General features: G+C 58.4%; 30 protein-coding genes. 8 read left to right on the forward strand and 22 right to left on the reverse strand.

Annotated elements, in window-relative coordinates; translation table 11 throughout:
• Positions 1-58 precede the first annotated feature (58 nt).
• From ACTRW9_RS02655 to queG, 4 genes are all read right to left on the reverse strand, one after another.
• Entirely contained in the window at positions 59-1,207 is a 1,149-nt protein-coding gene (locus ACTRW9_RS02655; RefSeq protein WP_442428214.1) for an ABC transporter substrate-binding protein, read from the reverse strand.
• Positions 1,208-1,275: 68 nt separating this feature from the next.
• Entirely contained in the window at positions 1,276-2,220 is a 945-nt protein-coding gene (hemH, locus tag ACTRW9_RS02660; RefSeq protein WP_442428215.1) for a ferrochelatase, read from the reverse strand.
• Positions 2,213-3,253, reverse strand: coding sequence for a uroporphyrinogen decarboxylase (gene hemE / locus ACTRW9_RS02665; protein WP_442427454.1), 1,041 nt, complete (start codon positions 3,251-3,253; stop codon positions 2,213-2,215). The genes hemH and hemE overlap by 8 nt, the downstream gene beginning before the upstream one ends.
• Positions 3,254-3,281: 28 nt before the next feature.
• Positions 3,282-4,433 carry a tRNA epoxyqueuosine(34) reductase QueG gene (gene queG, locus ACTRW9_RS02670; protein ID WP_442428216.1) on the reverse strand — a complete coding sequence of 384 codons (1,152 nt, stop codon included), beginning with the start codon at positions 4,431-4,433 and terminating at the stop codon, positions 3,282-3,284.
• Between the two features lie 86 nt (positions 4,434-4,519).
• On the opposite strand from queG, the gene ACTRW9_RS02675 reads away from it, so the two are divergent.
• The 4 genes from ACTRW9_RS02675 to ACTRW9_RS02690 all read left to right on the forward strand — a co-directional run bounded on the left by ACTRW9_RS02675 (position 4,520) and on the right by ACTRW9_RS02690 (position 9,303).
• Positions 4,520-5,455 (forward strand): histone deacetylase family protein, encoded by a 936-nt coding sequence (locus ACTRW9_RS02675; protein ID WP_442428217.1) that lies wholly within the window; start codon positions 4,520-4,522, stop codon positions 5,453-5,455.
• A 42-nt stretch (positions 5,456-5,497) separates the two neighbouring features.
• The gene (locus tag ACTRW9_RS02680; protein WP_442428218.1) at positions 5,498-7,981 is read left to right on the forward strand and encodes an ATP-dependent Clp protease ATP-binding subunit; all 2,484 of its coding nucleotides are present in this window, start codon (positions 5,498-5,500) and stop codon (positions 7,979-7,981) included.
• Positions 7,978-8,520 (forward strand): Gx transporter family protein, encoded by a 543-nt coding sequence (locus tag ACTRW9_RS02685; RefSeq protein WP_442427458.1) that lies wholly within the window; start codon positions 7,978-7,980, stop codon positions 8,518-8,520. Before ACTRW9_RS02680 ends, ACTRW9_RS02685 begins: the two co-directional genes overlap by 4 nt.
• Before the next feature lie 99 nt (positions 8,521-8,619).
• Complete coding sequence (locus ACTRW9_RS02690; RefSeq protein ID WP_442428219.1) at positions 8,620-9,303, forward strand: glycosyltransferase family 2 protein; 684 nt, start codon at positions 8,620-8,622, stop codon at positions 9,301-9,303.
• 13 nt (positions 9,304-9,316) lie between these two features.
• Here the strand turns inward: ACTRW9_RS02690 and ACTRW9_RS02695 are convergent, their stop codons facing one another.
• Positions 9,317-10,675, reverse strand: coding sequence for an alanine/glycine:cation symporter family protein (locus tag ACTRW9_RS02695; RefSeq protein ID WP_442428220.1), 1,359 nt, complete (start codon positions 10,673-10,675; stop codon positions 9,317-9,319).
• A gap of 122 nt (positions 10,676-10,797) precedes the next feature.
• Positions 10,798-11,469, reverse strand: coding sequence for a DUF4124 domain-containing protein (locus ACTRW9_RS02700; RefSeq protein WP_442428221.1), 672 nt, complete (start codon positions 11,467-11,469; stop codon positions 10,798-10,800).
• A 178-nt stretch (positions 11,470-11,647) separates the two neighbouring features.
• On the opposite strand from ACTRW9_RS02700, the gene ACTRW9_RS02705 reads away from it, so the two are divergent.
• The gene (locus tag ACTRW9_RS02705) at positions 11,648-12,055 is read left to right on the forward strand and encodes a PRC-barrel domain-containing protein (RefSeq protein WP_442427462.1); all 408 of its coding nucleotides are present in this window, start codon (positions 11,648-11,650) and stop codon (positions 12,053-12,055) included.
• Positions 12,056-12,068: 13 nt separating this feature from the next.
• Here ACTRW9_RS02705 and waaF read toward each other — a convergent pair whose 3' ends face one another.
• The 6 genes from waaF to rho form a co-directional block, all read right to left on the reverse strand.
• A complete protein-coding gene (gene waaF, locus ACTRW9_RS02710; protein WP_442427463.1) occupies positions 12,069-13,139 on the reverse strand; it encodes a lipopolysaccharide heptosyltransferase II in 1,071 nt (356 codons plus the stop codon).
• 53 nt (positions 13,140-13,192) lie between these two features.
• The gene (gene murA / locus ACTRW9_RS02715; protein WP_442427464.1) at positions 13,193-14,449 is read right to left on the reverse strand and encodes a UDP-N-acetylglucosamine 1-carboxyvinyltransferase; all 1,257 of its coding nucleotides are present in this window, start codon (positions 14,447-14,449) and stop codon (positions 13,193-13,195) included.
• Positions 14,442-15,338, reverse strand: coding sequence for a peptide chain release factor N(5)-glutamine methyltransferase (gene prmC, locus ACTRW9_RS02720; protein WP_442428222.1), 897 nt, complete (start codon positions 15,336-15,338; stop codon positions 14,442-14,444). The genes murA and prmC overlap by 8 nt, the downstream gene beginning before the upstream one ends.
• Before the next feature lie 15 nt (positions 15,339-15,353).
• Complete coding sequence (prfA, locus tag ACTRW9_RS02725) at positions 15,354-16,427, reverse strand: peptide chain release factor 1 (RefSeq protein WP_442428223.1); 1,074 nt, start codon at positions 16,425-16,427, stop codon at positions 15,354-15,356.
• Positions 16,428-16,503: 76 nt separating this feature from the next.
• On the reverse strand, positions 16,504-16,740 hold the full coding sequence (rpmE, locus tag ACTRW9_RS02730) for a 50S ribosomal protein L31 (protein ID WP_005007709.1): 237 nt from the start codon (positions 16,738-16,740) through the stop codon (positions 16,504-16,506).
• Between the two features lie 18 nt (positions 16,741-16,758).
• A complete protein-coding gene (gene rho / locus ACTRW9_RS02735; protein WP_442427467.1) occupies positions 16,759-18,009 on the reverse strand; it encodes a transcription termination factor Rho in 1,251 nt (416 codons plus the stop codon).
• A gap of 519 nt (positions 18,010-18,528) precedes the next feature.
• Here rho and ACTRW9_RS02740 point away from each other — a divergent pair.
• From ACTRW9_RS02740 to ACTRW9_RS02750, 3 genes are all read left to right on the forward strand, one after another.
• On the forward strand, positions 18,529-19,506 hold the full coding sequence (locus ACTRW9_RS02740; RefSeq protein WP_442428224.1) for a radical SAM protein: 978 nt from the start codon (positions 18,529-18,531) through the stop codon (positions 19,504-19,506).
• Positions 19,507-19,650: 144 nt separating this feature from the next.
• Positions 19,651-19,830 carry a hypothetical protein gene (locus ACTRW9_RS02745; RefSeq protein ID WP_442428225.1) on the forward strand — a complete coding sequence of 60 codons (180 nt, stop codon included), beginning with the start codon at positions 19,651-19,653 and terminating at the stop codon, positions 19,828-19,830.
• Positions 19,831-19,938: 108 nt separating this feature from the next.
• Positions 19,939-20,391, forward strand: a complete 453-nt coding sequence (locus ACTRW9_RS02750) for a YkgJ family cysteine cluster protein (protein ID WP_442428226.1) — start codon at positions 19,939-19,941, stop codon at positions 20,389-20,391.
• A 70-nt stretch (positions 20,392-20,461) separates the two neighbouring features.
• On the opposite strand, the gene rplQ is transcribed toward ACTRW9_RS02750, so the two are convergent.
• From rplQ to rplO, 10 genes are all read right to left on the reverse strand, one after another.
• Entirely contained in the window at positions 20,462-21,085 is a 624-nt protein-coding gene (gene rplQ / locus ACTRW9_RS02755) for a 50S ribosomal protein L17 (RefSeq protein WP_442427470.1), read from the reverse strand.
• Between the two features lie 56 nt (positions 21,086-21,141).
• Positions 21,142-22,167: a DNA-directed RNA polymerase subunit alpha gene (locus ACTRW9_RS02760; protein WP_442427471.1), complete on the reverse strand. Its 1,026-nt coding sequence runs from the start codon at positions 22,165-22,167 to the stop codon at positions 21,142-21,144.
• 96 nt (positions 22,168-22,263) lie between these two features.
• Positions 22,264-22,890 carry a 30S ribosomal protein S4 gene (gene rpsD / locus ACTRW9_RS02765; RefSeq protein ID WP_442428227.1) on the reverse strand — a complete coding sequence of 209 codons (627 nt, stop codon included), beginning with the start codon at positions 22,888-22,890 and terminating at the stop codon, positions 22,264-22,266.
• Between the two features lie 40 nt (positions 22,891-22,930).
• Positions 22,931-23,323, reverse strand: a complete 393-nt coding sequence (rpsK, locus tag ACTRW9_RS02770) for a 30S ribosomal protein S11 (protein ID WP_005007698.1) — start codon at positions 23,321-23,323, stop codon at positions 22,931-22,933.
• An 18-nt stretch (positions 23,324-23,341) separates the two neighbouring features.
• Positions 23,342-23,713 carry a 30S ribosomal protein S13 gene (rpsM, locus tag ACTRW9_RS02775; protein WP_442427473.1) on the reverse strand — a complete coding sequence of 124 codons (372 nt, stop codon included), beginning with the start codon at positions 23,711-23,713 and terminating at the stop codon, positions 23,342-23,344.
• Between the two features lie 43 nt (positions 23,714-23,756).
• Complete coding sequence (gene rpmJ, locus ACTRW9_RS02780) at positions 23,757-23,870, reverse strand: 50S ribosomal protein L36 (RefSeq protein ID WP_042250588.1); 114 nt, start codon at positions 23,868-23,870, stop codon at positions 23,757-23,759.
• A gap of 23 nt (positions 23,871-23,893) precedes the next feature.
• Entirely contained in the window at positions 23,894-24,112 is a 219-nt protein-coding gene (gene infA, locus ACTRW9_RS02785) for a translation initiation factor IF-1 (protein ID WP_005007695.1), read from the reverse strand.
• 2 nt (positions 24,113-24,114) lie between these two features.
• Positions 24,115-24,756, reverse strand: coding sequence for an adenylate kinase (locus ACTRW9_RS02790; protein ID WP_442427474.1), 642 nt, complete (start codon positions 24,754-24,756; stop codon positions 24,115-24,117).
• 3 nt (positions 24,757-24,759) lie between these two features.
• The gene (secY, locus tag ACTRW9_RS02795; protein WP_442427475.1) at positions 24,760-26,076 is read right to left on the reverse strand and encodes a preprotein translocase subunit SecY; all 1,317 of its coding nucleotides are present in this window, start codon (positions 26,074-26,076) and stop codon (positions 24,760-24,762) included.
• Positions 26,077-26,514, reverse strand: a complete 438-nt coding sequence (rplO, locus tag ACTRW9_RS02800; RefSeq protein ID WP_442427521.1) for a 50S ribosomal protein L15 — start codon at positions 26,512-26,514, stop codon at positions 26,077-26,079.
• Positions 26,515-26,526 lie beyond the last annotated feature (12 nt).

The following is a 26,526-nucleotide window of genomic DNA, read 5'->3' on the forward strand; positions in this document are numbered from 1 at the left end:
AGGGCGGGAGAATCTCGAAGGGTGGGCACCCGTCACGCTCCACGCATCATGCGCGCGTTCAGTGCGTCATGATGGTTTGAAAGTAATCGAAAGTGTAATCCTCGACCTTGAAAATGTCGATGGGTTTTTTCACCGCGTGACCGGATTCGAAATGGATTTCTCCCGTCGCCCCCTGAAACCGCGATTGTTCGATGTGTTGGCGCATGGATTCGGCATCGAGTTTGCCCGCGAGCAGGGATTGCAGGATGATGGTCGCAGCGTCGTAATAACTGGCGGAATACAGGTTGGGTTGCACGCCGTACTGCGTGGTGAAACGTTTGACGAATTCCCGCACGTGCGGTTTCGGCGATTTGAGCCGCCAGTTCATGGCGGAAGCGAAGGTGTTGCGCGCCGCCTCGCCTGCGATGTCGATCAGGTCCTGGCTGTATACCCCGTCACCGCCCAGGAACGGCGCTTCCAGCCCGATGTCCCGCGCCTGCTTGAGAAGCAGTCCTCCTTCCGCCGGATACGTGAGGAAGAACACCGCGTGCGGGTCCAGGTCCTTCACTTTTTCCAGCGTTGCCGAAAAATCCGTCGTGCCTTTGGCGATGCCGTGCACCCAATCGACACTCCCGCCCAGCCTGGTGAACTCTCGGTGCACCACCTTCTGGAACCCGCGACCGTAATCGTTGTCGAGGTAGAGGATGACGCCCTGCCGTGCGCGCAGGATTTCATAGGCGAACCGCGCCAGCGCCCGTCCCTGGCGGTCGTCCGGCGTGACCAGCGTGAAAGCGTAGTCGCCCGCTTTGCGGATCATGGGGGTGGTGGCACTTCCCGACATCAACACCACCCTGTTCTCCTGCACGATGGGCGACATGGCGAGGAACACGGGGGAAGTGAACGGACCGACAATGGCCTGCACCTTCTCTTCGGCGATCAACGCGCGTGTCACCTTTTTGCCCTGTTCGGGATCGGAGCGGTCGTCCACCATCACCATCTTGACCTTGAGACCCTTCCTGGCCAGGGCAGGAGCGTGGGTCTTCAATGCAAGCTGAATACCGCGTTCGGCATCGGTGCCCTGCGACGCGTTCTCGCCGCTCAAAGGCAGGACCGCACCCAGCACAACGCGGGTTTCCTTGCCTTCGGCCGCGGCCATCTGTGGACAGAAAAAAGCGCTCAACGCGAAAAGCGCCAGCGCCCAGGTAAAAAATCGGTAAGAAAATTTCATGTCGGATCACCTCAATACCCACAGAGTATCACTGTTGGAAGAGGGAAATCCACAGAAGGAAACGGGGTTCAGACGAGGTGTTCCCAGATGGCTCCGGCCAGGGCTTCGATGAACAGGGGAGAGGTGTTGAGGGATTCCGTGCGGAACAGGGAAAGATCCTTTTCTTCCGCGTATTTCTTGAATCCGATGTCAATATCGTAAAGGATTTCAATGTGATCGCAGACGAACCCGACGGGGAAAATGAGCACCGCCTTGCCGCCCTCGTTGGCGATCTTGTCGAGGATTTCTTCCACGCTCGGTTCCAGCCACGGACAGGGGATCATCCCCTGGCTCTGGTACGCCTGGTGCCACGGCTCCATCGGCACCTGTTGGCGGATGCCGTTCAGCGTTTTTTCGTATTCCTGCACGTAGGGATCGATCCCCTCCTCCACGTACGCGGAGGGAATGCTGTGCACCGTGAACACAGTGTGGAACGTATCATAACCCTTGGCCTTGAGATCCGATTCGGCCGCTTGATACCGTTCCACAAAGGCGTCGATCAACGACGGCTGGTTGGGCCAGCTTTTGATGAACTGCACCGGAATGCCGCCCGCATCGCACGCACCCAAAGCTTCGTTGAACGAGTTCAGATAACGCTCGGTGCTCCACTTGCTGAACTGCGGAGCGAGACACAGCGCAATGAGGCGGTCCACACCGTCGGCCTTCGCCTTCTGTACGGCTTCTTCAATGAGCGGGTACCAGTTGCGCATGCCGATGTACACGCGAAAGCGGTCGCCTTCCTGGTTGAGGAACCGCTCCAGCGCCTCCGCCTGTGCCTCGGTGATCTCGAGCAGAGGTGAACTGCCGCCGATGGCTTCGTAGCGTTCGGTGATTTCGCGGATCACTTCCGTACTCGACGCCGTACCGCCGCGAATGCGTTTCAGGTATTCGGGGATGTCGGCAACGCGCGTGGGCGCACCGTGGGCGAGCAGGATGACGCCCGTCTTTACGTTCTGTGTGGTGGGATCAGCCATGCTGGTACTCGTGCACCATGTCCACCACGGCTTTGACGTGATCGACCGGCGTGTGTTGCAATATGCCGTGGCCAAGGTTGAAGATGTGGCCCGGCCGCCCTTCGGCGCGTTTCAGGATATCGAGCACCTTTTCACGGATCAACGGGATCGGGGCGAACAGGATGTTGGGATCCAGGTTGCCCTGCACCGGTGTGTCCATGCCGATCTGCCGGCGCGCGTCGTCGAGATGTATACGCCAGTCGAAGCCCATGACGTCGCCGCCGGACTGCCGCACCAACGGCAACATGGTCGAGGTGCCCGTACTGAAATTGATCACCGGCACGCCGCATTCCTTGAGGCCTTCGAAAACACGTTTCGTGTGCGGCAGGATGTAGCGTTCGTAGTCGCCTGGATTGAGGCATCCGACCCAGCTGTCAAAAATCTGGAGGGCCTGCGCGCCCGCTTTCACCTGCATCTTCAGGTAATCGACCAGCACGTCCACCACCTTGTCCATGAGCAGGTTCCATGTCTCCGGCTCCTTGTACATCATGAGCTTGGTGGTGGTGAACTCCTTCGACTTGCCGCCTTCCACCATGTAGCTGCTCAGGGTGAACGGCGCTCCGCTGAACCCGATGAGCGGCAGTTTCCCCGCAATTTCCTTGCGCACCAGCTTGATCGCATCCCCGACGTACCCCAACTGCTCCTCACTGTTGACCGGACGCAGGTTGTCCACATCCTGGCGTGTGCGCACCGGCCGCGGGATGGAGGGACCGTCACCTGCCGTGAACTCCAGCCCGGTGCCCATCGGCTCCAGAGGCAGAAGGATGTCGGCGAAGATGATGGCCGCATCGACGCCCAGCACGTCCAGGGGCTGGAGCGTGACCTCGGTGGCCAGCTCCGGCGTGCGGCACATTTCGAGGAAGGAGTACTTCGCCTTGAGGTCGCGGTACTCTTTCATGTAACGGCCTGCCTGGCGCATGAACCAGACCGGGGTGCAGTCCACCGGCTCGCCCCGGCAGGCCTTCAGAAAGCGGTATTCTCCGTTTTTGTCCATGGTGCTCCTGATTTTGGGGAAATGCCGATTATAGGCCGTTTCCGCCCAGATTATCAACGGGTTTTAGGCGCTCGATTTCGGTCAGAACAGCAGGGTCGGCCTCGCCCGTCAGGCAACCCTGTACCGCCTGCCAGGCCTCGTTCCCCAGCAGTTCCCCCAGCGCCCACACGGCGTGCGCGCGGATGAGCGGTTCCGGGTCGGAAAGCGCCTCCAGAAGCACGGGAACGGCCTGCGGGTCGCCGCTGTTGCCCAGGGCGACGGCGACATTGCGCAGGAGGCCGCGCCGTTTGATGCGTTTGACCGGGCTTTTGCGGAACCGCTCCCGAAACCCGTCCTCATCGAGGCGCATGAGGTCGATCAGCAACCGCGTGCCGTCGCGTTCCTGGAACGCGGGTTCGTCTGTGGTGACGGCGTACGAGTTCCACGGGCACACGATCTGGCAGTCGTCGCATCCGTAGATGCGATTGCCGAGGGCCTTGCGGAACTCGAGCGGGATGACGCCCTTGAGCTCGATCGTCAGGTACGAGATGCACCGCCGCGCGTCCAGCACGTAAGGGGCGACGATGGCGCGGGTGGGGCAGATGTCGATGCAGCTCGTGCAGGTGCCGCAATGGTCGGTGGCGGGCTCGGAGAGTGGCAGGGCCACGTCGATCAAAATCTCGGAAAGGAAGTAATACGATCCCAGTCCTTCCGTCAGCAGGTTCGAATGCTTGCCGATCCACCCCAGTCCGGCTTTCTCCGCCAGTGCTTTTTCCAGCACGGGGCCGGTGTCCACGTACGCCTTGCTGGCGGATCCGGGAAACAGCTCCCATAGAAAATGCTCGAGCTTGTGCAGGCGCGGCTTGATGAGGTCGTGGTAATCGACGTTCCACGCGTAGTTGGAAATATCGCCCGTCTGCGGCTGATTCAAAAAGTCGAGGGATTTGGCCCGTGTGTGGTAATTGGTGCGCAGACACAGGATGCTTTGGACTCCGGGCAGGATGAGCGCGGGATCGAGACGCTTGGCTTCGCCGCGTTTCATGTAGGCCATCTCGCCGTCGTGTCCGCGGTCGAGCCATTCCAAAAACCGTTCCCCGTCCTCGCCGACATCGGGGGGGGCCACGCCCAGCGCGTCGAATCCCAGCTCCCGCGCGCGGTCGCGCAGGGCGTTCATTTTTTCGGGGAGGGTTGCGGTGTGCATGCCGTTCAAACCGATTGCGGGGGGTGGGCGATTTTGCTATTCTCGGGACTCACGCTTGCCGTTCCCCCTTTTCATCCCGGAAACCCATGAAAAAAACCGGATACATCTACCATCCGCTGTACCTGGAGCACGAAACCGGAAGCCACCCGGAAAACCCCGGCCGACTGCGCGCCATCACGCAAAAGCTGGAGACCTCCGGCCTGAGCTCACGCCTGTCCACGCTGGAGCCGCGACCCGCCACGGCGGAGGAAATCGCGCTCAACCATCCGGAAAAATACATGGATTCCATCGCCCGCGCCTGCGAGTCCGGCATGAGCCGCCTGGACATGGACACGGCCATCAGCACGAAGTCGTACGACTCGGCCCTGCTGGCTGCGGGAGCGGGGCTGACCGCCGTGGATGCGGTGGTGGACGGCGCCTGCGACAACGTGTTCTGCGCCGTGCGCCCGCCGGGCCACCACGCGGAGGAAACGCGGTCGATGGGCTTCTGCCTGTTCAACAACGTCGCCGTCGCCGCCCGTTACGCGCTGGCGAAAAAGGACCTCAACCGGGTGTTCATTTTCGACTGGGACGTGCACCACGGAAACGGCACCCAGCACTCGTTTTACGCCGATCCTAACATTTATTATTCCAGCACTCACCAATTTCCTTTTTATCCGGGAACCGGCGACAAGGACGAAACGGGGACGGGCGACGGGTTGGGCACCACGCTCAATTTCCCCATGCGCGCGTTTTCCAATGATGCGGATTACATCTCGGTCGTGAAGGACAAGCTGATTCCGGAGATGTTCCGCTTCAAACCGGACCTCATCATCATCTCCTCAGGATTCGACGCTCACGAGGACGACCCGCTGGCCAACGTGTCGCTCACCACGGAGTGTTTCGGCGAGATGACCCGGCTGATCCGCGGGGCGGCGGACGAAATCTGCCAGGGCCGCCTGATATCCATGCTGGAAGGCGGCTACAATTACGAGGCACTGGCGGACTCGGTGTACATCCATCTTGAAAATTTGTTATCATAAAAAGGAATCATTTCACTCACCCACATTCATCCGACTTGAATCATGCTTCAACAATATTTGAGGCAATTCACCGATAAAGTCATCGACGCCCTGAACGTCGGCGCCATGGAAATGGTGAACCTGCGCCAGACCCTGCTCACGCCGGAGTTCGTGCTGATCGGCCTGATCGAGGCGCAGGATTCAAGCCTGAAACGTTTCTTCGAAACCTATTATCCCGAAAACAAGGACCTCTCAAGGCAGCTCCTCGACCGCCTGTTCGAAACCGTCTCGCCGGAAAGCCCGGAGGAGATGCAGCAGATCCAGCAGATCCACCTGTCCCCGGAAACCAACATCCTGTTTGAAGTGGCGCAGGATGAAGCCAAGAAGTTCGGCGACCGCTACATCGGCGTCGGCACCATGTTCCTCGGCATGCTGGACTCCCGCATCGGGCGTGTTGCCGATATCCTGCAGGAATTCGGCTTCAAATACGCCAAGGTTCACGAAGACCTGGAGATCATGCGCGGCGGCACCACCATCGACGAGCAGAACGCCGAAGGCAAGATGGACGTGCTCAGCCAGTACACGACCGACCTCACCGACCTGGCCCGGCGCGGCGAGCTCGATCCCGTCATCGGCCGCGAGAAGGAAATCGACCGGCTCATCCAGATTCTGTCGCGGCGCAACAAGAACAATCCCGTGCTCATCGGCGAGCCGGGAGTCGGCAAGACCGTCATCGTGGAGGGCCTGGCCCAGAAGATCGTCAAGGCCGAGGTGCCCAACAGCCTGCTCAACAAACGCGTCAAGATGCTGGAGCTGTCGGAGATCATCGCCGGCGCGAAGATGCGCGGCGAGTTCGAGGAACGCATGAAAGCGGTGAAGGACGAGATTGTGAGCGCCCACGGCAACGTCATTCTCTTCATCGACGAGTTGCACACGCTGGTCAGCGCCGGTGCGGGCGCGGGCGGAGTGGATGCTTCCAACATCCTGAAATCGGCGCTCTCCCGCGGCCTGCTCCAGTGCATCGGGGCCGCCACACTGGACGATTACAAGAAATCCATCGAACAGGACAAGGCGCTGGAACGCCGCTTCCAGCCTGTCATGGTGTCGGAACCGTCGGTCGAGATGACCATCGAGATGCTGAAAGGCATCAAGGCGCGGTACGAACGGCATCACTCGATCATTTACAGCGACAACGCCGTCCGCGCCGCCGCCAAGCTGTCAGAGAAACACATTTCCGACCGCGCCCTGCCGGACAAGGCGGTGGACCTGCTCGACGAAGCCGGGGCGAAAAAACACCTCGCCCTGATCTACGTGCCGCCGGTCATCCAGCAGCTGGAAAAAGAGAAAAACGATCTGCTGAAAGCGCAGAAGGCGGCGTTCGACGAACAGGATTTCCGCAAGGTAGCGGAACTGCGGCAGGAGGTCATCGAGATCGACCACAAACTCGCAGACGAAAAACAAAAATGGAACGATGAACTCAAGGACGTCGATCACTCGGTGACGGAAGAAGACATCGCCAACGTGGTGGCCACGTGGACGGGTATCCCGGTCAACAAGATCCGCGAGACGGAAACCGAAAAACTCCAGAACATGGAGGACAACCTGCACAAACGGGTCATCGGCCAGCACCAGGCCATCGTTGCGCTCAGCAACGCCATCCGCCGGAACCGTGCGGGGCTCAAGGACAAGAACCGTCCCATCGGGTCGTTCCTGTTTCTCGGTCCGACGGGCGTCGGCAAGACGGAGCTGGCCAAGGCGCTTGCCGAGTTCCTGCTCGACGACGAAAACCGCCTCATCCGCCTCGACATGTCCGAGTACATGGAAAAGCACGCGGTGTCGAAGATCATCGGCTCGCCGCCGGGATACATCGGTTACGACGAAGGCGGGCAGCTGACGGAAAAAGTACGCCGCCAGCCCTACTCCGTCATCCTGCTGGATGAACTCGAAAAAGCGCACCCGGATGTGTTCAATATACTCCTGCAGCTGCTCGACGACGGGCGCCTGACCGACGCCCAGGGCCGCGTCACCAGCTTCAAGAACGCGATCATCATCGGCACCTCCAATATCGGCACGCAGTTCATCACCGAAGGCAAGACCAAGGGCATCGGCTTCGCCACCATGGACGATCCTGACCGCGACTACAACCAGATCCGCTCGCTCGTTCTGAGCGAAGTGCAGAAGCTGTTCAAGCCGGAGTTCATCAACCGGCTGGACGACCTGATCGTCTTCCACAAACTGGAGCCGGAGCACGTGCGCGCCATCGCCGACCTCATGCTGAACAACCTCAACAAGCGCTTGCAGGAAAACGACATGAGCGTGAAAGTGACCGAACGCGTGAAAGCCCAGCTTGCAAAGGAAGGATTCAGCGACACCTACGGGGCACGCCCGTTGCGCCGTTTGATTGAAGACAAAATCGAAAACGCGATCTCCATGAAGATCATCAACAGCGAACTCACGCAGGGCCACGCCATCCTCGTCGATTACGTGGACGACGAGTATGTATTCTCCGCGAAGGAAGCCGAGCCGGAGGCGGTGCCCGCATCATGACCGCCACACCCCCGCCCAGCGCGACTCCCGACAACCGCAAGCTCGTGGTGCTCGCCATCCTGGTCGGACTCGGAGTGGTCCTTCACCGCGTGGAGGCGATGCTCCCCCTGCCCTCGCCGTGGGTGAAACTCGGCCTCGCCAACGTCATCACCCTCGTCACGCTGGTGCGCTACGGGTTTTCTGAAGCGCTCACCGTCACCGTGCTTCGCATCTTTCTGGGCGGCATCTTCGGCGGCACGTTCCTCGGCCCCACGTTTTTCCTCAGCCTGACCGGTGGCCTCGCGGCAATGGCCGTCATGGGACTCGTGCATCACCTTGGAAAGCGCTGGTTCAGCCTGATCGGCGTCAGCGTCTCCGCCGCCTACGCGCACACCACCGCCATATTCCTCTGCGTGTTCTTTTTCTTCATTCAGCAGAAAACATTCCTGCAACTGCTGCCCGTGTTCCTCACCTTTTCACTGCTCACCGGCATCCTGACCGGCGTTCTCGCCAACCACGTGCTCGAACGCATGCGCGAGGAAAACGTCACTGTCCCCTGAGCTTCCCGCCCCAATTTAATTTAGACATCCTGGGCCTGATGCCTTACACTGGGACAGTTGACCCCAATGAAAACCACGAGTTACACAGGCTGAGGCTCCGTGAAAATCTCCGTCGTCATTCCCGTTTACAACGAAAAAAACACCGTCCGCACCCTGATTGAGCGCGTGGAAGCCACGCCGTACGAGAAAGAAATCGTGCTTGTGGATGACTATTCCACTGACGGCACACGCGAGATTTTAAAGGAGTATGAAGCCAGGGAAGGGTTCCGGGTCGTCTACCACGACAAAAACCGTGGGAAGGGCGCGGCTTTGCGTACGGGTTTCAAAAACCTGACCGGGGACGTGATCATCATTCAGGATGCCGACCTCGAGTACAACCCTTCGGAGTATGGCGTTCTGCTCGAACCCATCCTCGACGGACGTGCGGATGTCGTGTACGGGTCGCGGTTTTTGAGCGGACCCCACCGCGTGCTCTTTTTCTGGCATTACGTCGGCAACAAGGTGTTGACCACGCTGTCCAACATGTTCACCAACCTGAACCTGACGGACATGGAAACCTGTTACAAGGTATTCACAAAAAAAGTTCTGGATTCCATTACGCTCAAGTGCGACCGCTTTGGTTTCGAACCGGAATTCACAAGCAAGATTGCGCGCAAAAATTTCCGCATCTATGAAGTGCCCATTTCCTACAGCGGACGGGATTATTCGGAAGGCAAAAAGATCAACTGGAAAGACGGCGTCGCCGCCATCTGGTTCATCATCAAGTTCCGCCTGACGGGTTGAGCAGGACCCGGGTTCAATCGTATCGCCGGATGGTTCCGTTTTTGAGTCCTTCCTCAAACTGCCTGGTTTCGCGCCTGATCAGGTTGCTGAGAGCGAGAAGGGCGATCAGGTTGGGCACGGCCATGAGTGCGTTCATCGCATCGGCGAAGTTCCAGACAAGGTCCAGCTTCACCACCGCCCCCACGAACACCACCGCGCACCAAACCGCGCGGTAGTACCATACCCACTTCACCCCGGCCAGGTACTCAAAGCATTTTTCCCCGTAATAGCTCCATCCCAGGATCGTCGAGAAAGCGAAAGTGACGACACCCAGGGTCACAATCCACTGTCCCCATTGGCCGGGAAGCCCCGCAGAAAATGCCTGCATTGTGAGCGCCACACCGGTCTCGCCGGAAGTCCAAACCTGGGTGGTCGCCAGAACCAGACCGGTGAGCGAGCAGACGACAATGGTGTCGAGGAACGTTCCCGTCATCGACACCAGGGCCTGCTTGGCGGGTTGGTTGGTCCTTGCCGCGGCGGCTGCGATCGGGCCGCTTCCCAACCCGGATTCGTTGGAGAACAATCCGCGCGCCACGCCGAAGCGGATCGCCTGCGCCAGAGTCGCACCGGCGAATCCGCCGGAGGCGGCGGTGCCGGACAACGCGTCTTCAAACAGCATGGCCAGCCCGGACGGTACCTGTTCCCAGTTGCCAAGCAGAATGAGCACCGATCCGCCGAAATACAACACCACCATGACCGGAACGAAAAACGACACCACCTCGGCGATCCATTTGACTCCGCCGAAGATGACCAGTCCCGTGAGAACCATCAACACCCCACCGACCACCGTCCTGGACACCCCCGCCACGCCGACGATGGCCTCCGCCGTGGTGTTGGCCTGCACCATGTTGCCGATTCCGAACGCGGCGATGGCTCCCGCGAACGCGAACACCACACCCAGCCACCGCCAGCCCAGTCCTTCTTCCAGGTAGTACATGGGGCCGCCTGAGATTTCCCCGCGCGCGTTGGTGGTGCGGAACCGCACGGCAAGGAATCCTTCCGAATACTTGGTGGCCATCCCGAACAACGCCGTGATCCACATCCACACCACCGCCCCGGGTCCGCCCAGAGCGACCGCTGTCGCCACACCGGCGATGTTGCCGACGCCGATGGTGGCAGAAAGCGCGATCATGAGTGCCCCGAAATGCGAGATGTCGCCCTCCCCCTCCCGCTCGCGTGAAAACGTGAGGCGCAACGCGTACCCCAGCATGCGGAACTGGATTCCGCGCAGGCAGATGGTGAGCCAGATTCCGGTGCCCACAAGCAGAATCAATAGCCACGGTCCCCAAAGGAATCCGCTCAGGCCGGCAAAGAATTCATTGATCGCGGTCATGCTGCCAGTCTAACGGGAGTGGATGGTAGATGGTTTAAAAGGAAGGAACGCATGAAATGAAAAGGGGGGAGGCTTGCTGCCGGTAACAGGACCCCGCATCATGGTGGATGGAATGAAAAGAGTTACTTCTTTGCCGCTTCGGCTTTTGCCTTTGCTTCCGCTTTGTCCTGGTTTGATTTTTGAATCGCCTGATCGATTTTCTGAATCAGGTTCTGCGCCTGTTGGGATTCGGATTCGAAACGCGCATAAATATCATAAATCTTCCGCTTGGGGGTGCCGGTGTTCACCACCGTGTTTTCATCCTGGGAAATACTGCTTTGCAGAAATCCCCGGGCCTGCACCAGCAGCGGATTTTTTGCGTTGCCAAGCTTGTCCACCAGACCTTTTTTCACGGACAGATTGCCCTGGATGTCACCGTACATTCGACGCCCGTTGGTGAAATTTTTCTGGACATCCTTATACTTACCGCCCAGCGGCACCATTCGGTTCAATACCGACTTGACCTCGTTCATCAACCGTTCCTGCTCTTCGGAGAGGCCAACCTGCTCCTGGTCCGTGGACCCGGTTGACTTGGACGGGCCGGAGCCGCCACTTCCTTTCGATGCCTGATCTTCTCCGCCTTTGGATTGCGGTTTCTTGTCCGGAACGAATTTGGCCCGCGCCTTCCCACGGTACCTGGGCGGCACGCCACTCAGAAAATCCGAGTAATGCACCACACCCTGATCGTCGGTGTATACGTAGATGTAACGGGCTTCAGCGGGTGGAGCGAACGAGACCGCAAAAAAGAGTGCCATAAGGAGGACAGGCATTCGGGCATGGAAATGTCGCATGATCGGCTCCGGTTGGGAGTTCATACAGGCTGCGACCAGATGCCACGGGGCAATACGGTCATCACAGAATTATACAACAACCTATTGATAAATTTGATATAATTTGCGGCAAATCAAACAGCCACCCCAATCCGGGCACAACATGACTCTGAGTCCCCTGCGTTACCACGACGACAACATTTACGACCTCCGCAGCGAAGAGCGCCTGGTCGGGTCTTACGTGTACGACAAGGACATGCGCGAAATGGCGCGTATCCGCGGTGTGCTGGCGGAACCGGACACACACCGCGTACGCTACATTGTATTCATCGAAGGCGGGTTCCTGTCCACACGCGGTAAAACCGTTTTGTTTCCCATCGACCACCTGGCAACGATCGATTCCGCCAAAGTACAGGCCCAGTATACGCGCGAGGCCATTCAGCAGGCACCCAACCCGGAAGACATCGAGGCCCTGACGCGGGAAGAGGAACAGGTGATTTTGAGCTATTTCGATCTGGAGCCCTACTGGGACGAAACGGCGGCACCGGAAGAGACCGGCTTAGAGAGTTGACCCTGCAAACCCCTCAAACGCGCTGCAGGAGGCGCTTCACCGCCTGCATCACTTCCTCCACCTGAATATCTTCAATGCAGTACGGCTTATTGTTGGGTGAGGGTTCGCATTCCTCAAAGAATCGGTGGCGGCAGGGGGAACATGGAAAGTTTTTGGTGACGATCTCTTTTTTCTCCGGGGCGATGACGGGGTCGGTGGTGAGCACGTTACCGGGACCGAATATCGCGACCACCGGCGTGCCCACCATGGCGGCGAGGTTCATGATGCCGCTGTCATTGGCTACCAGAAACCGACAATTTTTGATCACACCCAGAACCTCGTGCAGAGGCAGGCCGGTTAATGCCACGCATTTTTCAGGCGGGCAAAGGGCGCGGACTTCATCGATCAGCCCCGACTCCGCCTGACTTCCCAGAAACACGAATTGCGCGTCCTGTTCCTGCGCCAGCCTGCGGCACAGCTCGCCGAAACGTTCCGCGTGCCAGCGTTTTTCCGGCTTCGAGGCACCCGGTTGCACCGCCACCAGGCAGGGAGTATCGCCGATTCCCTTTTCTGCCAGCATCGTCTTCTGACGCAGCACATCGTCATCGGTCAGTACCGATTCGAACGAGCGCTCCAATGCCGGTGCCCCCAAAGTTTCCGCCAGGCGGTAATAATATTCGACCGCATGCATACTTCGGGAATCAATGGTTTGAACCGGGTGTGTCAACAGGCACCCCCGCCATTCCGTGCCGTAACCAAGGCGCCGGCGCGAACCGGATAGCCGCGACAACAAGGCGGTGCGTATGGCATTGGGAAACAGGATGGAGAGGTCGAACCGGTACTTACGCAGGGCCCGCCCGAACTGCAAGGACGCCAATGCACCCTCGCTGGCTCCGTAGGGAATGGGAAGGACGCTGTCGAATGCGGGATGGTGAATTAAAAAATCGTCGGCGGGACGGCGCGCGAGCGCTGTGAAGCGGGCCTCGGGAAACACTTTGCGGATTCCCTGCACTGCCGGGAGAGCAAACACCACGTCACCCAGCCAGTTTGGCATCCACAACGCAATGTGATGGATATTTTCTTTTTTCCAATCGGTGGATCGCATGGTTTTATCATTTCAGGACTTCGGTAGCATTACCCGAAACCCACCATCACCCATCAGGCGCGCACCCGTCGAATGGCGGCACCCAACCGGGACATTTTATCTTCCATGGTCTCATAGCCGCGGTCGATGTGATAGACACGGGAGATCACCGTCTCCCCTTCCGCAGCCAGCCCGGCCAGCACAAGCGAGGCGCTGGCCCGCAAATCGGTAGCCATTACCGGCGCACCGCTCAACTTTTTCACTCCGGTGACGATGGCGGTATGCCCGTCGAGAAGGATATTGGCGCCCATCCGTTTCAATTCCGCCGCATGCAGGAACCGGTTTTCAAATACGGTTTCAGTAATGACACTCTGTCCTTCAGCAAGGGTCATCAATGCCATGAACTGCGCCTGGATATCGGTGGCGAATCCGGGATACGGCTGCGTGATGATGTTCGCCGGGTTCAGGGACCCCGAACGGCGCACCCGTACCGAGTGATCCCCTTCCGTCAATTCCACCCCGGCCTCTTTCATTTTGTGCAGAACCGGTTCCAGGTGTTGCGGCAGGCAATGCGTCACCTCCACATCCCCCCCGGTGATGGCGCCTGCGACCATGTAGGTCGCCGCTTCAATACGGTCCGGGAAGATGGAGCAATGAATCGGTTTCAACGACGGGACCCCCTGGATGACCAGCGTATCGGTGCCACCGCCCTCGATCTTCGCACCGCACCGGTTCAGCACATCCGCGAGGAAAGTCACCTCCGGTTCGCGTGCCACATTTTCCAGTATGGATTCTCCATCCGCCAGTGCCGCCGCCATCATCACGTTCATGGTTCCGGTGACGGTGGTCGAGTCGAAACAGAAACGCGTGCCTTTCAGTTTGTCGGCGTGGCCCTTGATATATCCGCCTTCGATACTGAGTTTCGCACCCAGGGCACGCAGGCCTTTGATATGCAGGTCGATGGGACGCGCGCCGATGGCACAGCCGCCGGGAAGCGACACCTCCGCCTTGCCGAGACGCGCGAGAAGAGGACCCAGTACCAGGCACGATGCACGCATGGTTTTCACCAGATCGTACGGCGCTTTGTGATTATGGATGTTTGCGGAGTCGAGCACTATCCGGTCGCCTTCGAACGACTCCGTCTTGCACCCCAGGTCTTCAAGCAAGCGAACCAGCGTGAGCACATCGCGCACGCGTGGGATGTTGGTGATTTCGTTTTTGCCGCCGGTGAGGAGCGTGGCGGCGAGAGCCGGGAGCACGGCATTTTTGGCACCGCTGATGCGCACCGTCCCCTTGAGAGGCCGTCCGCCTTCGATGCAGATCTTATCCACGGACCGCTCTCCTTTTCGCCGACAGCACCCGTTCCGCGCCCGTGTAATCGCTTGCCCGCTCAATAGCCTCGAAACCGTTGTTTTCCGCCACGAGTTGATTGACCCCCGGTCCCTGGTCGTTTCCGAACTCCAGCAAAAGCGATCCGCCGGGACGAAGCAACATGGCCGCCAACGGAATTATTTTCCGGTAAGCGTCCATGCCGTCCGGTCCCGCCAGCAAGGCCTGTTTCGGCTCGTACTCGCGGATTTCCGGCGCCAGGGTCTCATAAGTTTCGTAATCGATATAAGGGGGATTGCTGAGGATGTAGTCGAACGGCGCGCCTTCCCAGAACTCGCGGTGGAAATCACCCTGGACGAACTGAATCTGTGGCAGAACATTGTGCGCCGACGCGTTGTGCCGCGCCACGTCCAGCGCCCGGTCGGACAATTCCATCGCCGTCACGGTGGCGGTGGGACACTCGCGTGCGGCAACGATGGCCAGGATGCCCGATCCCGTGCCCACGTCAAGGATGCGGGGGGCCTCCACGCCGTCGCGTTTGACCAGTGTGAGGAAATGCTCGACCAAACACTCCGTGTCCGGGCGGGGAATGAGCACATCCGGGTTCACGGTGAAATCCAGCGACCAGAATTCCTTGCGACCCAGCAGGTAGGCCACCGGCTCGCGTTGTTCGCGGCGCTCCAGCCAGGCGGTGAACGCCGTTCGCTCCACAGGGGTCACTTCCCGGCCCGCATCCGCCATCAACCCCGTACGCGTGGTGTGCATCGCTTCCGCAAGCAGGACCTCGGCATCGAGGCGGGGCGTATTCACGCCCGCCTCATGCAGGCGGTTTTCCGCCTCTTGCAGAATTTCGCCGACGGTTATGAGAGTGTCGGATTTCAATGTGGACATCGGGAATCTTACGGTTCAGGAAGCGCCGCTTTTCTGCAAGGCTTCGGTTTGATAATGGTAAACCAGTTTATCGATCAACTCGTCGAGGTGCCCCTCCATGATCTGCGTCAGCTTGTGCAGGGTCAGGCCGATGCGATGATCGGTGACCCGTTCCTGCGGGAAGTTGTAGGTCCGGATACGTTCACTACGGTCGCCGGTTCCCACCTGCGACTTGCGATCCTGCGCCATCGCTTCCTGCTGGCGGCGCTGTTCTTCCTCGTACAACCGTGCGCGCAGGACCTTGAGGGCGCGCTCCTTGTTTTTGTGCTGGGACTTTTCATCCTGGCAGGTGACGACGATCCCACTGGGCACGTGGGTGATGCGCACGGCGGAATCGGTGGTGTTCACGCTCTGTCCGCCGGGGCCGGATGAGCGGTACACGTCGATCTTGAGATCGCCCGGGTTGAGCTGCACGTCCACCTCCTCCGCTTCCGGCAGGATGGCGACGGTGACCGCCGAAGTGTGGATGCGTCCCTGTGTTTCTGTGGCCGGAACGCGTTGCACGCGGTGCGTTCCCGCCTCGTACTTGAGGCGGCTGTACGCGCCTTTGCCCTGGATGTTGCACACAATTTCCTTGTAGCCGCCCACGCCGGTGATGTTGCTGGTGAGCACCTCGATTTTCCATTTTCTGTCTTCAGCGTAACGGGAATACATGCGGAAGAGGTCCGCAGCGAACAGTCCCGCCTCATCACCACCGGTCCCGGCTCGGATTTCCATGATGACGCTTTTGTCGTCGCGCGGGTCCTTGGGCAACAGCATCATTTTCAACTGCGCTTCGTGTTCTTCCTTCCGGAGAGTGAGGGACTCGACTTCCTCACGCGCCATCTCGATCAGTTCGCGGTCGCTTTCCTCATCCAGCACCCTGCGGTTTTCCTGCAACTGGCGGTCCGCTCGTTTCCATTCCCGGTACTCGGAAACGATGTCGCTCAATTCCGAGTGTTCGCGCGCGCACTTCTGGTATTCGGCAGGGTTGCCGTACACCTTGGGATCGCTCATCAACTCATTGAGCTTTTCGTAACGCTTTTCGATGTCATCGAGTTGTTCAAACATGGGATTCGGCCCTCAGGCCGGGTTCGGGGTGAAAAGGAGGGTTCTTCGCCGTCGGGCTTTCCGGAGGATGGAAAAGCTAGTTGGGGGAGGCCTGCTTGGCGGCTTTCGCTTCCTGGGCTTTCTGGTACTTGCGCGTGAACTTCTCGATGCGGCCGGCGCTGTCGATCAGCTTCTGCTTGCCGGTGAAAAAGGGATGGCAGGCGGAACAGATTTCCTGATGGACGTCTTTCACCGTGGAACGGGTTTTCACCTGGTTGCCACAGGCGCACGTGATGGTGGTCTCGAAGTATTCCGGATGGATATCCGCTTTCATTCTACGTTCTCCGAACGATCAGGAATTCATCGTCTGGATGAATTCCGCATTGGTTTTGGTTTCTCGCATTTTCTGCAGGAGGAGTTCCATCGTATCATGGATGCCCATCGGCAGTAAAACTTTTCTCAACAGCCAGATTTTCTGGAGTTCCTGCTCCTCGATGAGCAATTCCTCCTTACGCGTGCCGGAGCGGTTGATGTCGATCGACGGGAAAATGCGTTTTTCGGCGAGTTTCCGGTCGAGCACGATCTCCAGGTTGCCGGTGCCCTTGAATTCCTCGAAGATGACGTCGTCCATGCGGCTGCCGGTATCGACCAGCGAGGTGGCGATGATGGTGAGGCTGCCGCCTTCTTCCAGGTTGCGGGCCGCGCCGAAAAAGCGTTTCGGCCGCTGGAGGGCGTTGGAGTCCACACCGCCGGAGAGCACTTTGCCGCTGGGCGGCACGATGGCATTGTAGGCACGTGCAAGGCGCGTGATGCTGTCGAGCAGGATCACTACGTCCTTGTTGTGCTCGACCAGCCGCTTGGCTTTTTCGATGACCATTTCGGCGACCTGCACGTGGCGTTGCGCCGGTTCGTCGAAGGTGGAGCTGATGACCTCGCCGCGAACGGAGCGTTCCATGTCCGTCACCTCTTCCGGACGCTCGTCGATGAGCAGGACGATCAGTACGTTCTCCGGATGGTTGGTGGCAATGCTGTTGGCAATGGACTGCAACAGCATGGTCTTACCGGTCCGGGGCGGGGCGACGATGAGGCCGCGCTGGCCCTTGCCGATCGGCGTCATCAAATCCATGATGCGCGCGCTGTAGTCTGTGCAGTTCGGCGTTTCCAGACGGATGCGCTCCATCGGGTAGAGCGGCGTCAGGTTGTCGAACAGGATCTTGTCTTTGGTCTTGTCCGGGTTCTCGAAGTTGATCGCCTCGACCTTGAGCAGGGCGAAGTAACGCTCGTTCTCCTTGGGCGGGCGGATCTGGCCGGAGATGGTGTCGCCCGTGTGCATGTCAAATTTCCGGATCTGCGAAGGCGACACGTAAATGTCGTCGGGGCCCGGAAGGTAGTTGTACGTCGGCGCTCGCAGGAAACCGAATCCGTCGGGCAGAATTTCCAGCACGCCCTGTCCGAACATCAAACCGTCTTTTTCGATCTGGGCCTGGAGAATTTTGAAGATGAGGTCCTGCTTGCGCAAACCGCTGTGGCCGGGAATTTTCAGCGACTTGGCCATGTTGGTCAACTCGGATATGGTCTTGGTTTTGAGTTCCTCGATGTTCATGGATGGTGCTTGTGTTTGTGCTTGCATGGTATGTGGTTGGATTCAGGTTTGAGTGGATGATTCGGTTTAAGACCTTGCGATGTTTCCTCGATTGAGGATGTGCTGGAGCCCGTCCTGCTTATGGGGTTTTCGCTTCAATGAACTGGGTTGAGGGTTTCGGGCGTCGGTTGTTCAGAGGTTTTTTGTAGGAAGCATTGCTTCTTGGGGTCGATTACCAAGTTATACGCTTCCCGCACGCTTGTCAATCATTTTCTTATTACGCTTTCTGGCCCAAATTCAAATGCTTTCCGCACCCATCGGGCCGGATTCCGAAGGCAGCAACGCGGGTTTCGACTTGCCTAAAACGGGACGGGGCGATGGGATTTCAATCCTCCGCAAAAGGGCGTCCCCGGCGGTGGAATTAACTTCGTAATTCGGAACTGGGCTGGTCCGTTGGACCGCGGTTGGCCCGGGACCTCCTCTGGAAGTCGCTTCCAAAAATCGATATCATGGGGCGATTGTCAACCAAAGAGGGTCCGCATGTCCAGCCCGTTTACCATCGACTCCGAGAAATTTGAGCCTGCGTACATGAAGCTGCACCGTACGGGCGAGTTGTTCCGCCGCTCGCGCGAAGCCCTGCGGGCGCTCAGGAACTGCAGGGTGTGCCCGCGCGACTGCGAGGTGGACCGGCTGAACAACGAGTTCGCGCTGTGCAAGACGGGTCGCTACGCCTACGTCTCCAGCTTCTTCCCCCACTTTGGCGAGGAAGACTGCCTGCGCGGCTGGAACGGGAGCGGCACCATTTTCTTTTCCATGTGCAACCTCAAATGCGTGTTCTGCCAGAACTACGACATCAGCCAGAAACACGACGGCGACGAGATCGGTCCGGAAGCCCTGGCGCAAATCATGCTCCGCCTGCAGGCGATGGGGTGCCACAACATCAACTTTGTCACACCGGAGCACGTGGTGCCGCAGATCCTGGAGGCCCTGCCCATGGCGGTGGAAATGGGCCTGCGCCTGCCGCTGGTGTACAACACCGGCGCCTACGATTCGCTGGAAAGCATCGAGAGCCTGCGCGACATCGTGGACATCTTCATGCCCGACTTCAAGTACTGGGAGGAGGCCGACTCGTCCACCTACCTCAAGGCCAAAAGTTATCCGGATGCAGCGCGCTCCGCCATCAAGGCCATGCACGACCAGGTGGGCGACCTGGTTTTCGACGAGAAAGGCCTCGCCAAACGCGGCGTGCTGGTACGGCACCTGGTGATGCCCGACAGCGCCGAGAACGTGAGGCCGATCATGCGCTGGCTGGCCAGTGAACTATCGCCCGACACCTACGTCAACATCATGGACCAGTACCGCCCTGCGGGCAGGGTGACCCAAAGCCGCTTCCGCGAAATCTGCCGAAGAACCACATCCGAGGAACACGCCGAGGCGGTGCGCATCGCAAAGGAGGAAGGCCTGCGCCGCTTCGATTCGCGCGACCCGGAGGCGTTTCTGGCCTACGCCCTGCCCTGAACCCTGCTTGTACTGCTTCGCCTGATGGTGGGCACCGGCCGCATTGGCCGGGACTGAAAACGCCGCGGCTATTCGTTCGGCCAATTCCGCGGCCCGCCCGGTCGACGCTGGGATGACTTCGTGCACGAGGTGGACGAATGAGTCATGGTTGCGGAAGGCCTTATGGAGAATGAGATCGAAGGCGCGGTGAGCCGTCCCCAACCTGATGAAGATGTGTTCATCCCGGCACCTCCTCCTGCTGGTTGTACGGCTACCGGAAACGATCTGAACACACCTTCCTTTTATATGTATTCGACAGAAACCATTCCTGTTTTTTATTTGTAGAATTTTGTTTTTTTTGGATGCGGGGGGTTGCGCTTATTCGGCGTTGCCCCTAGCATAGGGGCGTGCAGGGGCGAGGCGTCTATTTGTTTATCCTGAGGACAGGTTATTATGGCTAAAGCGAAGATCAAGGATCCGTGGGATCAATGTAAAAAATGTTTGCCGGCGAAGTGCTGTACGTATTTCGCGTTGCAGGTGGATGAACCGGAGTCACGCAAGGACTACGAAGCGATGTTGTGGCAGATCGCGCACAAAGGCGTTTCGTTTTACATCTACCGCAAGGGCTGGTACATGATGGTTGAGACGGTGTGCAATTTTCTGCGCGACGACAACAAGTGCGCCATTTATGAAACGCGGCCGTACATCTGCCGCGAGCATAGTATCGAAAATTGCGAATACACCGGCGACGATTACGGCTGGACGGAGCATTTCAAAAGCTACAAGGAACTTCTGGACTGGATCAACGACAACACCAATTACCGGTTCAAATATAAAGAACCGGATTATGGCAGGCCCAACGCCAAGGGACGCAAGCTGAAAGCCATGGTCGGTTGCGGCAGTTGAGTTGACTTCCCCCCGCATGGGGGAAATGTAACATTCGATTGAGTGAGTTGAAATCCGGCGACGGAGGGAGTTACTTGTCGTCGGATTTTTTCTTTGAAGCGGTGGACTTCTTGGTGGCGGCCTTGGTTTTCTTTTCGTCGTCTTTGCTCTTGTCCTTATCCGCTTTGGGAGCGGCTTTCTTCTTGGCCGGAGCTTTGTCCTTGTCTTCCTTCTTGGCGGCCGGGGCTTTCTTTTCCCCGGTCTCCTTTTTGTCTTTCTTTTCGCCCGCTTCCTTTTTCTCGCCGGAGTCTTTTTTGGCTTTTTTCTCCTTTGCGGGAGCGGCCTGAGCCTGTTCTTCCTCGCGGTCCACGAGTTCGATGATGGCCATCGGCGCATCATCGCCACGGCGGTTGCCGACGTGCAGAATCCGGGTGTAGCCTCCGTTGCGGCTGGCGTAGCGGTCGGAGAGCGTGTCAAACAGCTTCACAAAGGCTTCCTTGCCGTGGACCACGCGCAGGGCGCGGCGGCGGGCGTGGAGGGTGCCTTTCTTGCCCAGCGTGATGGTTTTCTCCACGTGGCTGCGCAGTTCCTTCGCCTTGGCCAGCGTGGTGCGGATGCGTTCTTTCACGATGAGCGCAGTGACCAGGTTACGGAACAGCGCTTTCCGGTGAGCCGAGGTGCGGCCCAGTTTTCTTCCCGCTTTCAGGTGACGCATGGGGTGTGATCTCTCCGTTCAGTTTCGGGGGCCCGTGGGAAACGATGGGTTTCTCGTCAGGCGCGTTCTCCCTCGAGTTCCACTTCTTTTTTCTTGCGCATGGCCTGGATCTGGCGGAGGTCTTCCTCTTCCAGTTTCAAGCCCAGCGACAGGCCCATTTCCTCGAGAATTTCTTTAATTTCGTTGAGCGATTTACGACCGAAGTTGCGGGTCTTCAGCATTTCGCTGTCGCCCTTCTGCACCAGCTCGGCGATGGTGGTGATGTTCGCGTTCTTTAGGCAGTTGTAGGAGCGTACCGACAACTCCAGTTCCTCGACGCTTTTCGCCAGGTTGGTGAGCAGTTTCTGTTTCTTTTCGTCGATCTGCGGTTGAACCGGCTCCGGCTCCTCATCGAAATTGATGAAGATCTGCATGTGGTCCTTGACGATCTTCGCGGCGTGCGCCACGGCGTCTTCCGGAGTGATGCTGCCGTCGGTCCACAGTTCCATAACAAGGGAGTCGTAGTCCGTGGACTGCCCGACGCGGGTTTTCTCGACCGTGTAATTCACTTTTTCCACCGGTGAGAACAAGGCATCGACGGGAATCATCTGTACCGACTCGGTGGTCATGTCGTGGCGGTCCGCCGGAACGTAACCGCGGCCGCGCTGGATGAGCACTTCCATGTCCAGCGTGCCGTTGCTGTCAAGCGTGGCGATCTTGTGGTCCGGGCTCAGAATGGTGACGTCCGGGTCTTCCTGAAAATCCTTCGCCACCACTTCGCCCGCGGTATCGCGCTTCAAGTACAGGCGTTTGCTGTCCTCATTGCCCTGCAGTTTCAGCTGCAGTTTTTTCAGGTTGAGGATGATTTCCGTAACGTCTTCCATAACGCCCGGAATGGACGAAAATTCGTGGAACACGCCTTCAAATTTCACGCCGATGACGGCGGTGCCTTCGATGGAAGACAACAGCATGCGGCGCAGCGAATTGCCGACGGTGATGCCGTAACCGCGTTCAAAGGGTCCTGCCTGGAACTTGGCGTAATTGTCGGACCGGGTCTTTTTGTCAAAATCGAGACGCTTGGGTTTAACGATTCCCTGCATCATCAAGTCAATCCTCCGATTGGGTTCTGTGTCAATTGCGTATTGGGTGATGGCCGACGGGGCGGCGCAATGCGGGGGCGCGCCCCCATCCGGGTCTCATCAACGCGAATACAATTCAACGATCAACTGCTCGTTGATCGGGAGCGTGATATCCTCACGCGAGGAGAGTTCCAGAACCGTTCCTTCGTTCTTTTCAAAATCAAATGCCAACCAGTTGGGCAGGGTTTTGCCCTTCATGGCTTCGAGGCCGGTCTTGATCGGCAGCTTGTCTTTCTTGGACGCGACCAGCCCGATCACATCGCCTTTCCTGACCGCATACGAAGGCACGTTCACCTTCTTGCCGTTGACGGTGAAAAAGCGGTGCCGCACCAGTTGGCGCGCAGCGTTACGGGACCCCGCGAGGCCCATCCGGTAGATGACGTTGTCCATCCGCATTTCCAGGTTCTGCAGAAGATTCTCGCCGGTGACGCCTTTTTTCTGGTCGGCTTTTTTGAAGTACGTGCGGAACTGGTTTTCCAGCACGCCGTAGAGGCGGCGGACTTTCTGTTTTTCACGCAACTGCACTCCGTATTCCGAGAACTTGGTGCGGCCCTGGCCGTGCTGGCCGGGGGCGTAGCTTCGGCGGTCGATCGCACACTTGGGGGTATCGCACCGCTCAGCTTTCAGGTACAGCTTTTCCCCTTCGCGGCGACAGAGACGACAAACGGAACCAATATATCGTGCCAAAGCTACTCTCTCCTATAAATGAATCAAATCAATATTGCGGTTACACCCGGCGGCGTTTGCGCGGCCGGCATCCGTTGTGCGGAATCGGCGTGCGGTCGCGGATGACGGTGATTTCCATGCCCACCCCCTGCAGGGACCGGATGGCGGATTCGCGCCCGGCACCCGGGCCTTTCACATGCACTTCCAGTTTGCGCATGCCCATTTCGCGGGCCTTGGTGGCGGCTTTCTCGGCAGCCACCTGCGCGGCAAACGGGGTGCTCTTGCGCGAGCCTTTGAAGCCCTGCGCACCGGCGCTGGACCAGGACACGACGTTCCCCGACAGATCGCTGATGGTGACGATCGTGTTGTTGAACGTTGCGCGGATGTGGGCGACGCCCATCTCCGGCGCGGTTTTGCCCTTTTTCTTTCCAGCTTTGGGTTTCTTGTCTGCCATCGATCCTTACCTCAGTTGTTATTTCTTGCCTTTGGCGCCGACCGTCTTGCGGGGTCCCTTACGCGTGCGGGCGTTGGTGTGCGTGCGCTGGCCGCGAACGGGCAGACCGCGACGGTGCCGAAGCCCGCGGTAACAGCCGATGTCCATGAGCCGTTTCATATTCATGTTGTTGGTGCGGCGCAGATCGCCTTCCACCTGGTGATCTTTCTCAATGATCGAGCGGATGCGCGTCAATTCATCATCCGTCAAATCCTTGATCCGGGTTTCCGGAGCCACGTTGGCCTGCTGAAGGATTTTGCCCGAAGTGGTCGGGCCGATGCCGTACACATAGGTCAACGCCACATGCGCGCGCTTGTTCATGGGAATGTCCACACCGGCTATACGTGCCACACGATTTCCTTTCTTCTAACGACGCGGTTGCCCGCTACGGGGCTCAGCCCTGTTTCTGTTTGTGCTTGGGGTTCTCACAAATCACGCGCACCACGCCGCGACGGCGGATCACCTTGCAATTCTTACAAATCTTTTTGACGGATGCCTGAACTTTCATGATGACCTCTGTGACTGACGTGATTACTTGTACCGGTACGTAATGCGACCCCGGGACAGGTCATACGGTGAAAGTTGAACCTTCACCTTGTCGCCCGACAGGATGCGGATGAAATGCAGCCGCATTTTTCCTGAAATGTGAGCGAGAATCTTGTGTCCGTTTTCCAATTCCACGCGGAACATGGCGTTCGGCAGGGGTTCCAGCACGGTGCCTTCAACTTCGATGGAATCTTCTTTGGACATATTCAGTTGACCATTTCGCAAACCCGGGAAAATATTTCATCAACCGTACCCCGGCCGGGTGCGGTCTTCAGCTTTCCCTGTTTTTCATAATAATTTTTGAGCGGCTCGGTCTGTTGTTTGTAAACCGTCAGGCGCTTGAGGATCGTCTCCTCGTTGTCGTCGTCGCGCTGATACAACTCGCCGCCGCATGCATCGCACCGGCCCGCCGCCTTCGGCGGGTGGGTGGTTTTGTGGTACATGGTGCCGCATTCCTTGCAGGTGCTTCGCCCGGTAAGGCGGACCAGCAGTTCGTCCTTGTCCACTTCCAGATCCACGACCACATCGATGTCCTGGCCCATGGACCTCAGCATCTCACCCAGCTTTTCCGCCTGCACGATGGTGCGGGGAAAGCCGTCGAGAATGAATCCGTTGTCGCAATCGGGCTCCTTGATGCGTTCTTTTATGAGACCGACGACGATCTCATCCGGCACCAACTGGCCCTGATCCATGTAGGTCTTGGCCTGCCTGCCCAAATCGGTACCGTCACTGACGGCGGCCCTCAGGATGTCCCCGGTTGAAATCTTGGGGATGGAAAACCGCTCCTGGAGCAAATTCGCCTGGGTGCCTTTTCCGGACCCAGGAGGACCTAGCAATATCACCCGCATGGATCAGCCTCGGCGACTCCGTAACCTCCCTTTTTTGATGAAACCGTCATAATTCCGCATCACCAAATGGGATTCAATTTGTTGCATGGTATCGAGGGAGACACCAACGACGATGAGCAGGCTTGTCCCGCCAAAATAAAACGGAATGTTCAGGTATTTTATCAAATAATCGGGCAAAATACAGATAAAAGACAGGTATATCGCCCCGTAAAACGTCAACTTAGACAGAATCTGATCGATGTATTCGGCGGTCTTCGGGCCCGGACGGATTCCGGGAATGAAGCCGCCGTGCTTCTTCATGTTGTCCGCCACTTCGGTCGGGTTGAAAATGACCGCCGTGTAGAAATAACAGAAGAAAAAGATCGCACCGATGAAAATCAGGCTGTAGATCAAATTGCCCGGAGCCAGGGCCGCCGAAACCGTCTGCATCCACGGATGATCGATGAACTGGGCGATGGTCGCCGGGAACATGATGATCGAGGACGCAAAAATCGGCGGGATGACGCCGGAAGTGTTGACCTTGAGCGGCAGGTGCGAGGTCTGCCCGCCATACATCTTTCGCCCCACCACGCGCTTGGCGTACTGGATTGGGATTCGTCTCTGTCCCCCCTCTGTAAATACAATGAACCCGACCACGGCCATCATGACCAAAGCCAGCAACAGCCCGATCAATACGGAAAGTTCGCCGGTACCCATCAGGTCCAGCGACATGCCGATCGCGGAGGGCAGGCCCGCCACGATACCGGTGAAAATGATAAGCGAGATGCCGTTGCCGATACCGCGCTCGGAAATCTGTTCGCCCAGCCACATGATGAACACCGTACCCGCGGTCAGGGTCAGCATCGTCATCATGCGGAAGGTCCAGCCCGGATCGGGTACGATCGGCGCGCCGCCGGGGCTCTTCATCGCTTCCAGCCCCACCGCCATGCCGGAACTCTGGATGACGCTCAACAGCACCGTGCCGTACCGCGTGTACTGGGTGATTTTTTTCTGGCCCTGCTCGCCCTCCTTCTTCAACTGCGCCAGATGCGGCGACACGATGGTGAGGAGTTGCAGGATGATCGACGCGCTGATGTAGGGCATGATGCCCAGCGCAAAAATGGTCAGGCGGCTCAACGCTCCGCCCGAAAACATGTCAAAGAACCCGAGGATCGTACCCTTGGCCTGCTCGAATATCTCCGCCAGGGCGGCGCCGTCAATGCCCGGAGTCGGGATGTGCGCGCCAATCCGGTAAACGATCAGGACGCCAAGGGTGAACAGCACCCGACGTTTGAGTTCCGGGATCCGGAATATATTGGCAAAACTCTCGGCGCCACTCATTTAAAGGACTACGACCTTTCCTCCCGACTTCTCGATTTTCTCCACCGCCGCCTTGCTGAACTTGTGGGCGTGTATGGTGATCGCCCCGGAGAGGTCGCCATCGGCCAGCACCTTGACCGCTTCGGTTTTGTGGATGAGGCCCTTTTCTTTCATCACATCGGGAGTCAAGGGGCCGTCCAGCGAAATGTCTTTCAGGTCTCCCAGGTTCACCAGTTCGTAGCTTTTCTTGAAAATGTTGGTGAAACCGCGCTTGGGCAGGCGACGCTGCAGTGGCATCTGGCCGCCTTCAAACCAGGGATGCGGGCTGCCGCCGGAACGGCTCTTCTGGCCTTTCTGACCGCGCCCGGAGGTTTTGCCATTTCCGGAACCCGGTCCGCGTCCGACCCGGTTGCGTTTTTTGCGGCCGCCGGGGAAACCTTTTAAATTGGATAACTCGATCATATCTGGATC

It is taken from the genome of Nitrospina sp. 32_T5 (genome assembly GCF_052156635.1).
Taxonomy (GTDB): domain Bacteria; phylum Nitrospinota; class Nitrospinia; order Nitrospinales; family Nitrospinaceae; genus Nitrospina.

Excerpts from the sequence above, each read along its gene's own strand:
- ACTRW9_RS02740 (WP_442428224.1), top strand. The coding sequence starts at position 18,529 with ATGTCCAGCCCGTTTACCATCGACTCCGAGAAATTTGAGCCTGCGTAC.
- ACTRW9_RS02695 (WP_442428220.1), bottom strand. The coding sequence starts at position 10,675 with ATGACCGCGATCAATGAATTCTTTGCCGGCCTGAGCGGATTCCTTTGG.
- ACTRW9_RS02675 (WP_442428217.1), top strand. The coding sequence starts at position 4,520 with ATGAAAAAAACCGGATACATCTACCATCCGCTGTACCTGGAGCACGAA.
- prmC (WP_442428222.1), bottom strand. The coding sequence starts at position 15,338 with ATGTCCACATTGAAATCCGACACTCTCATAACCGTCGGCGAAATTCTG.
- rpmE (WP_005007709.1), bottom strand. The coding sequence starts at position 16,740 with ATGAAAGCGGATATCCATCCGGAATACTTCGAGACCACCATCACGTGC.
- ACTRW9_RS02705 (WP_442427462.1), top strand. The coding sequence starts at position 11,648 with ATGACTCTGAGTCCCCTGCGTTACCACGACGACAACATTTACGACCTC.
- hemH (WP_442428215.1), bottom strand. The coding sequence starts at position 2,220 with ATGGCTGATCCCACCACACAGAACGTAAAGACGGGCGTCATCCTGCTC.
- infA (WP_005007695.1), bottom strand. The coding sequence starts at position 24,112 with ATGTCCAAAGAAGATTCCATCGAAGTTGAAGGCACCGTGCTGGAACCC.
- rpmJ (WP_042250588.1), bottom strand. The coding sequence starts at position 23,870 with ATGAAAGTTCAGGCATCCGTCAAAAAGATTTGTAAGAATTGCAAGGTG.
- ACTRW9_RS02760 (WP_442427471.1), bottom strand. The coding sequence starts at position 22,167 with ATGATGCAGGGAATCGTTAAACCCAAGCGTCTCGATTTTGACAAAAAG.
- queG (WP_442428216.1), bottom strand. The coding sequence starts at position 4,433 with ATGCACACCGCAACCCTCCCCGAAAAAATGAACGCCCTGCGCGACCGC.
- ACTRW9_RS02680 (WP_442428218.1), top strand. The coding sequence starts at position 5,498 with ATGCTTCAACAATATTTGAGGCAATTCACCGATAAAGTCATCGACGCC.
- ACTRW9_RS02655 (WP_442428214.1), bottom strand. The coding sequence starts at position 1,207 with ATGAAATTTTCTTACCGATTTTTTACCTGGGCGCTGGCGCTTTTCGCG.
- rpsK (WP_005007698.1), bottom strand. The coding sequence starts at position 23,323 with ATGGCAGACAAGAAACCCAAAGCTGGAAAGAAAAAGGGCAAAACCGCG.
- rplQ (WP_442427470.1), bottom strand. The coding sequence starts at position 21,085 with ATGCGTCACCTGAAAGCGGGAAGAAAACTGGGCCGCACCTCGGCTCAC.
- ACTRW9_RS02685 (WP_442427458.1), top strand. The coding sequence starts at position 7,978 with ATGACCGCCACACCCCCGCCCAGCGCGACTCCCGACAACCGCAAGCTC.
- ACTRW9_RS02700 (WP_442428221.1), bottom strand. The coding sequence starts at position 11,469 with ATGGCACTCTTTTTTGCGGTCTCGTTCGCTCCACCCGCTGAAGCCCGT.
- prfA (WP_442428223.1), bottom strand. The coding sequence starts at position 16,427 with ATGTTTGAACAACTCGATGACATCGAAAAGCGTTACGAAAAGCTCAAT.
- ACTRW9_RS02750 (WP_442428226.1), top strand. The coding sequence starts at position 19,939 with ATGGCTAAAGCGAAGATCAAGGATCCGTGGGATCAATGTAAAAAATGT.
- secY (WP_442427475.1), bottom strand. The coding sequence starts at position 26,076 with ATGAGTGGCGCCGAGAGTTTTGCCAATATATTCCGGATCCCGGAACTC.
- ACTRW9_RS02745 (WP_442428225.1), top strand. The coding sequence starts at position 19,651 with ATGGTTGCGGAAGGCCTTATGGAGAATGAGATCGAAGGCGCGGTGAGC.
- waaF (WP_442427463.1), bottom strand. The coding sequence starts at position 13,139 with ATGCGATCCACCGATTGGAAAAAAGAAAATATCCATCACATTGCGTTG.
- rho (WP_442427467.1), bottom strand. The coding sequence starts at position 18,009 with ATGAACATCGAGGAACTCAAAACCAAGACCATATCCGAGTTGACCAAC.
- ACTRW9_RS02790 (WP_442427474.1), bottom strand. The coding sequence starts at position 24,756 with ATGCGGGTGATATTGCTAGGTCCTCCTGGGTCCGGAAAAGGCACCCAG.
- hemE (WP_442427454.1), bottom strand. The coding sequence starts at position 3,253 with ATGGACAAAAACGGAGAATACCGCTTTCTGAAGGCCTGCCGGGGCGAG.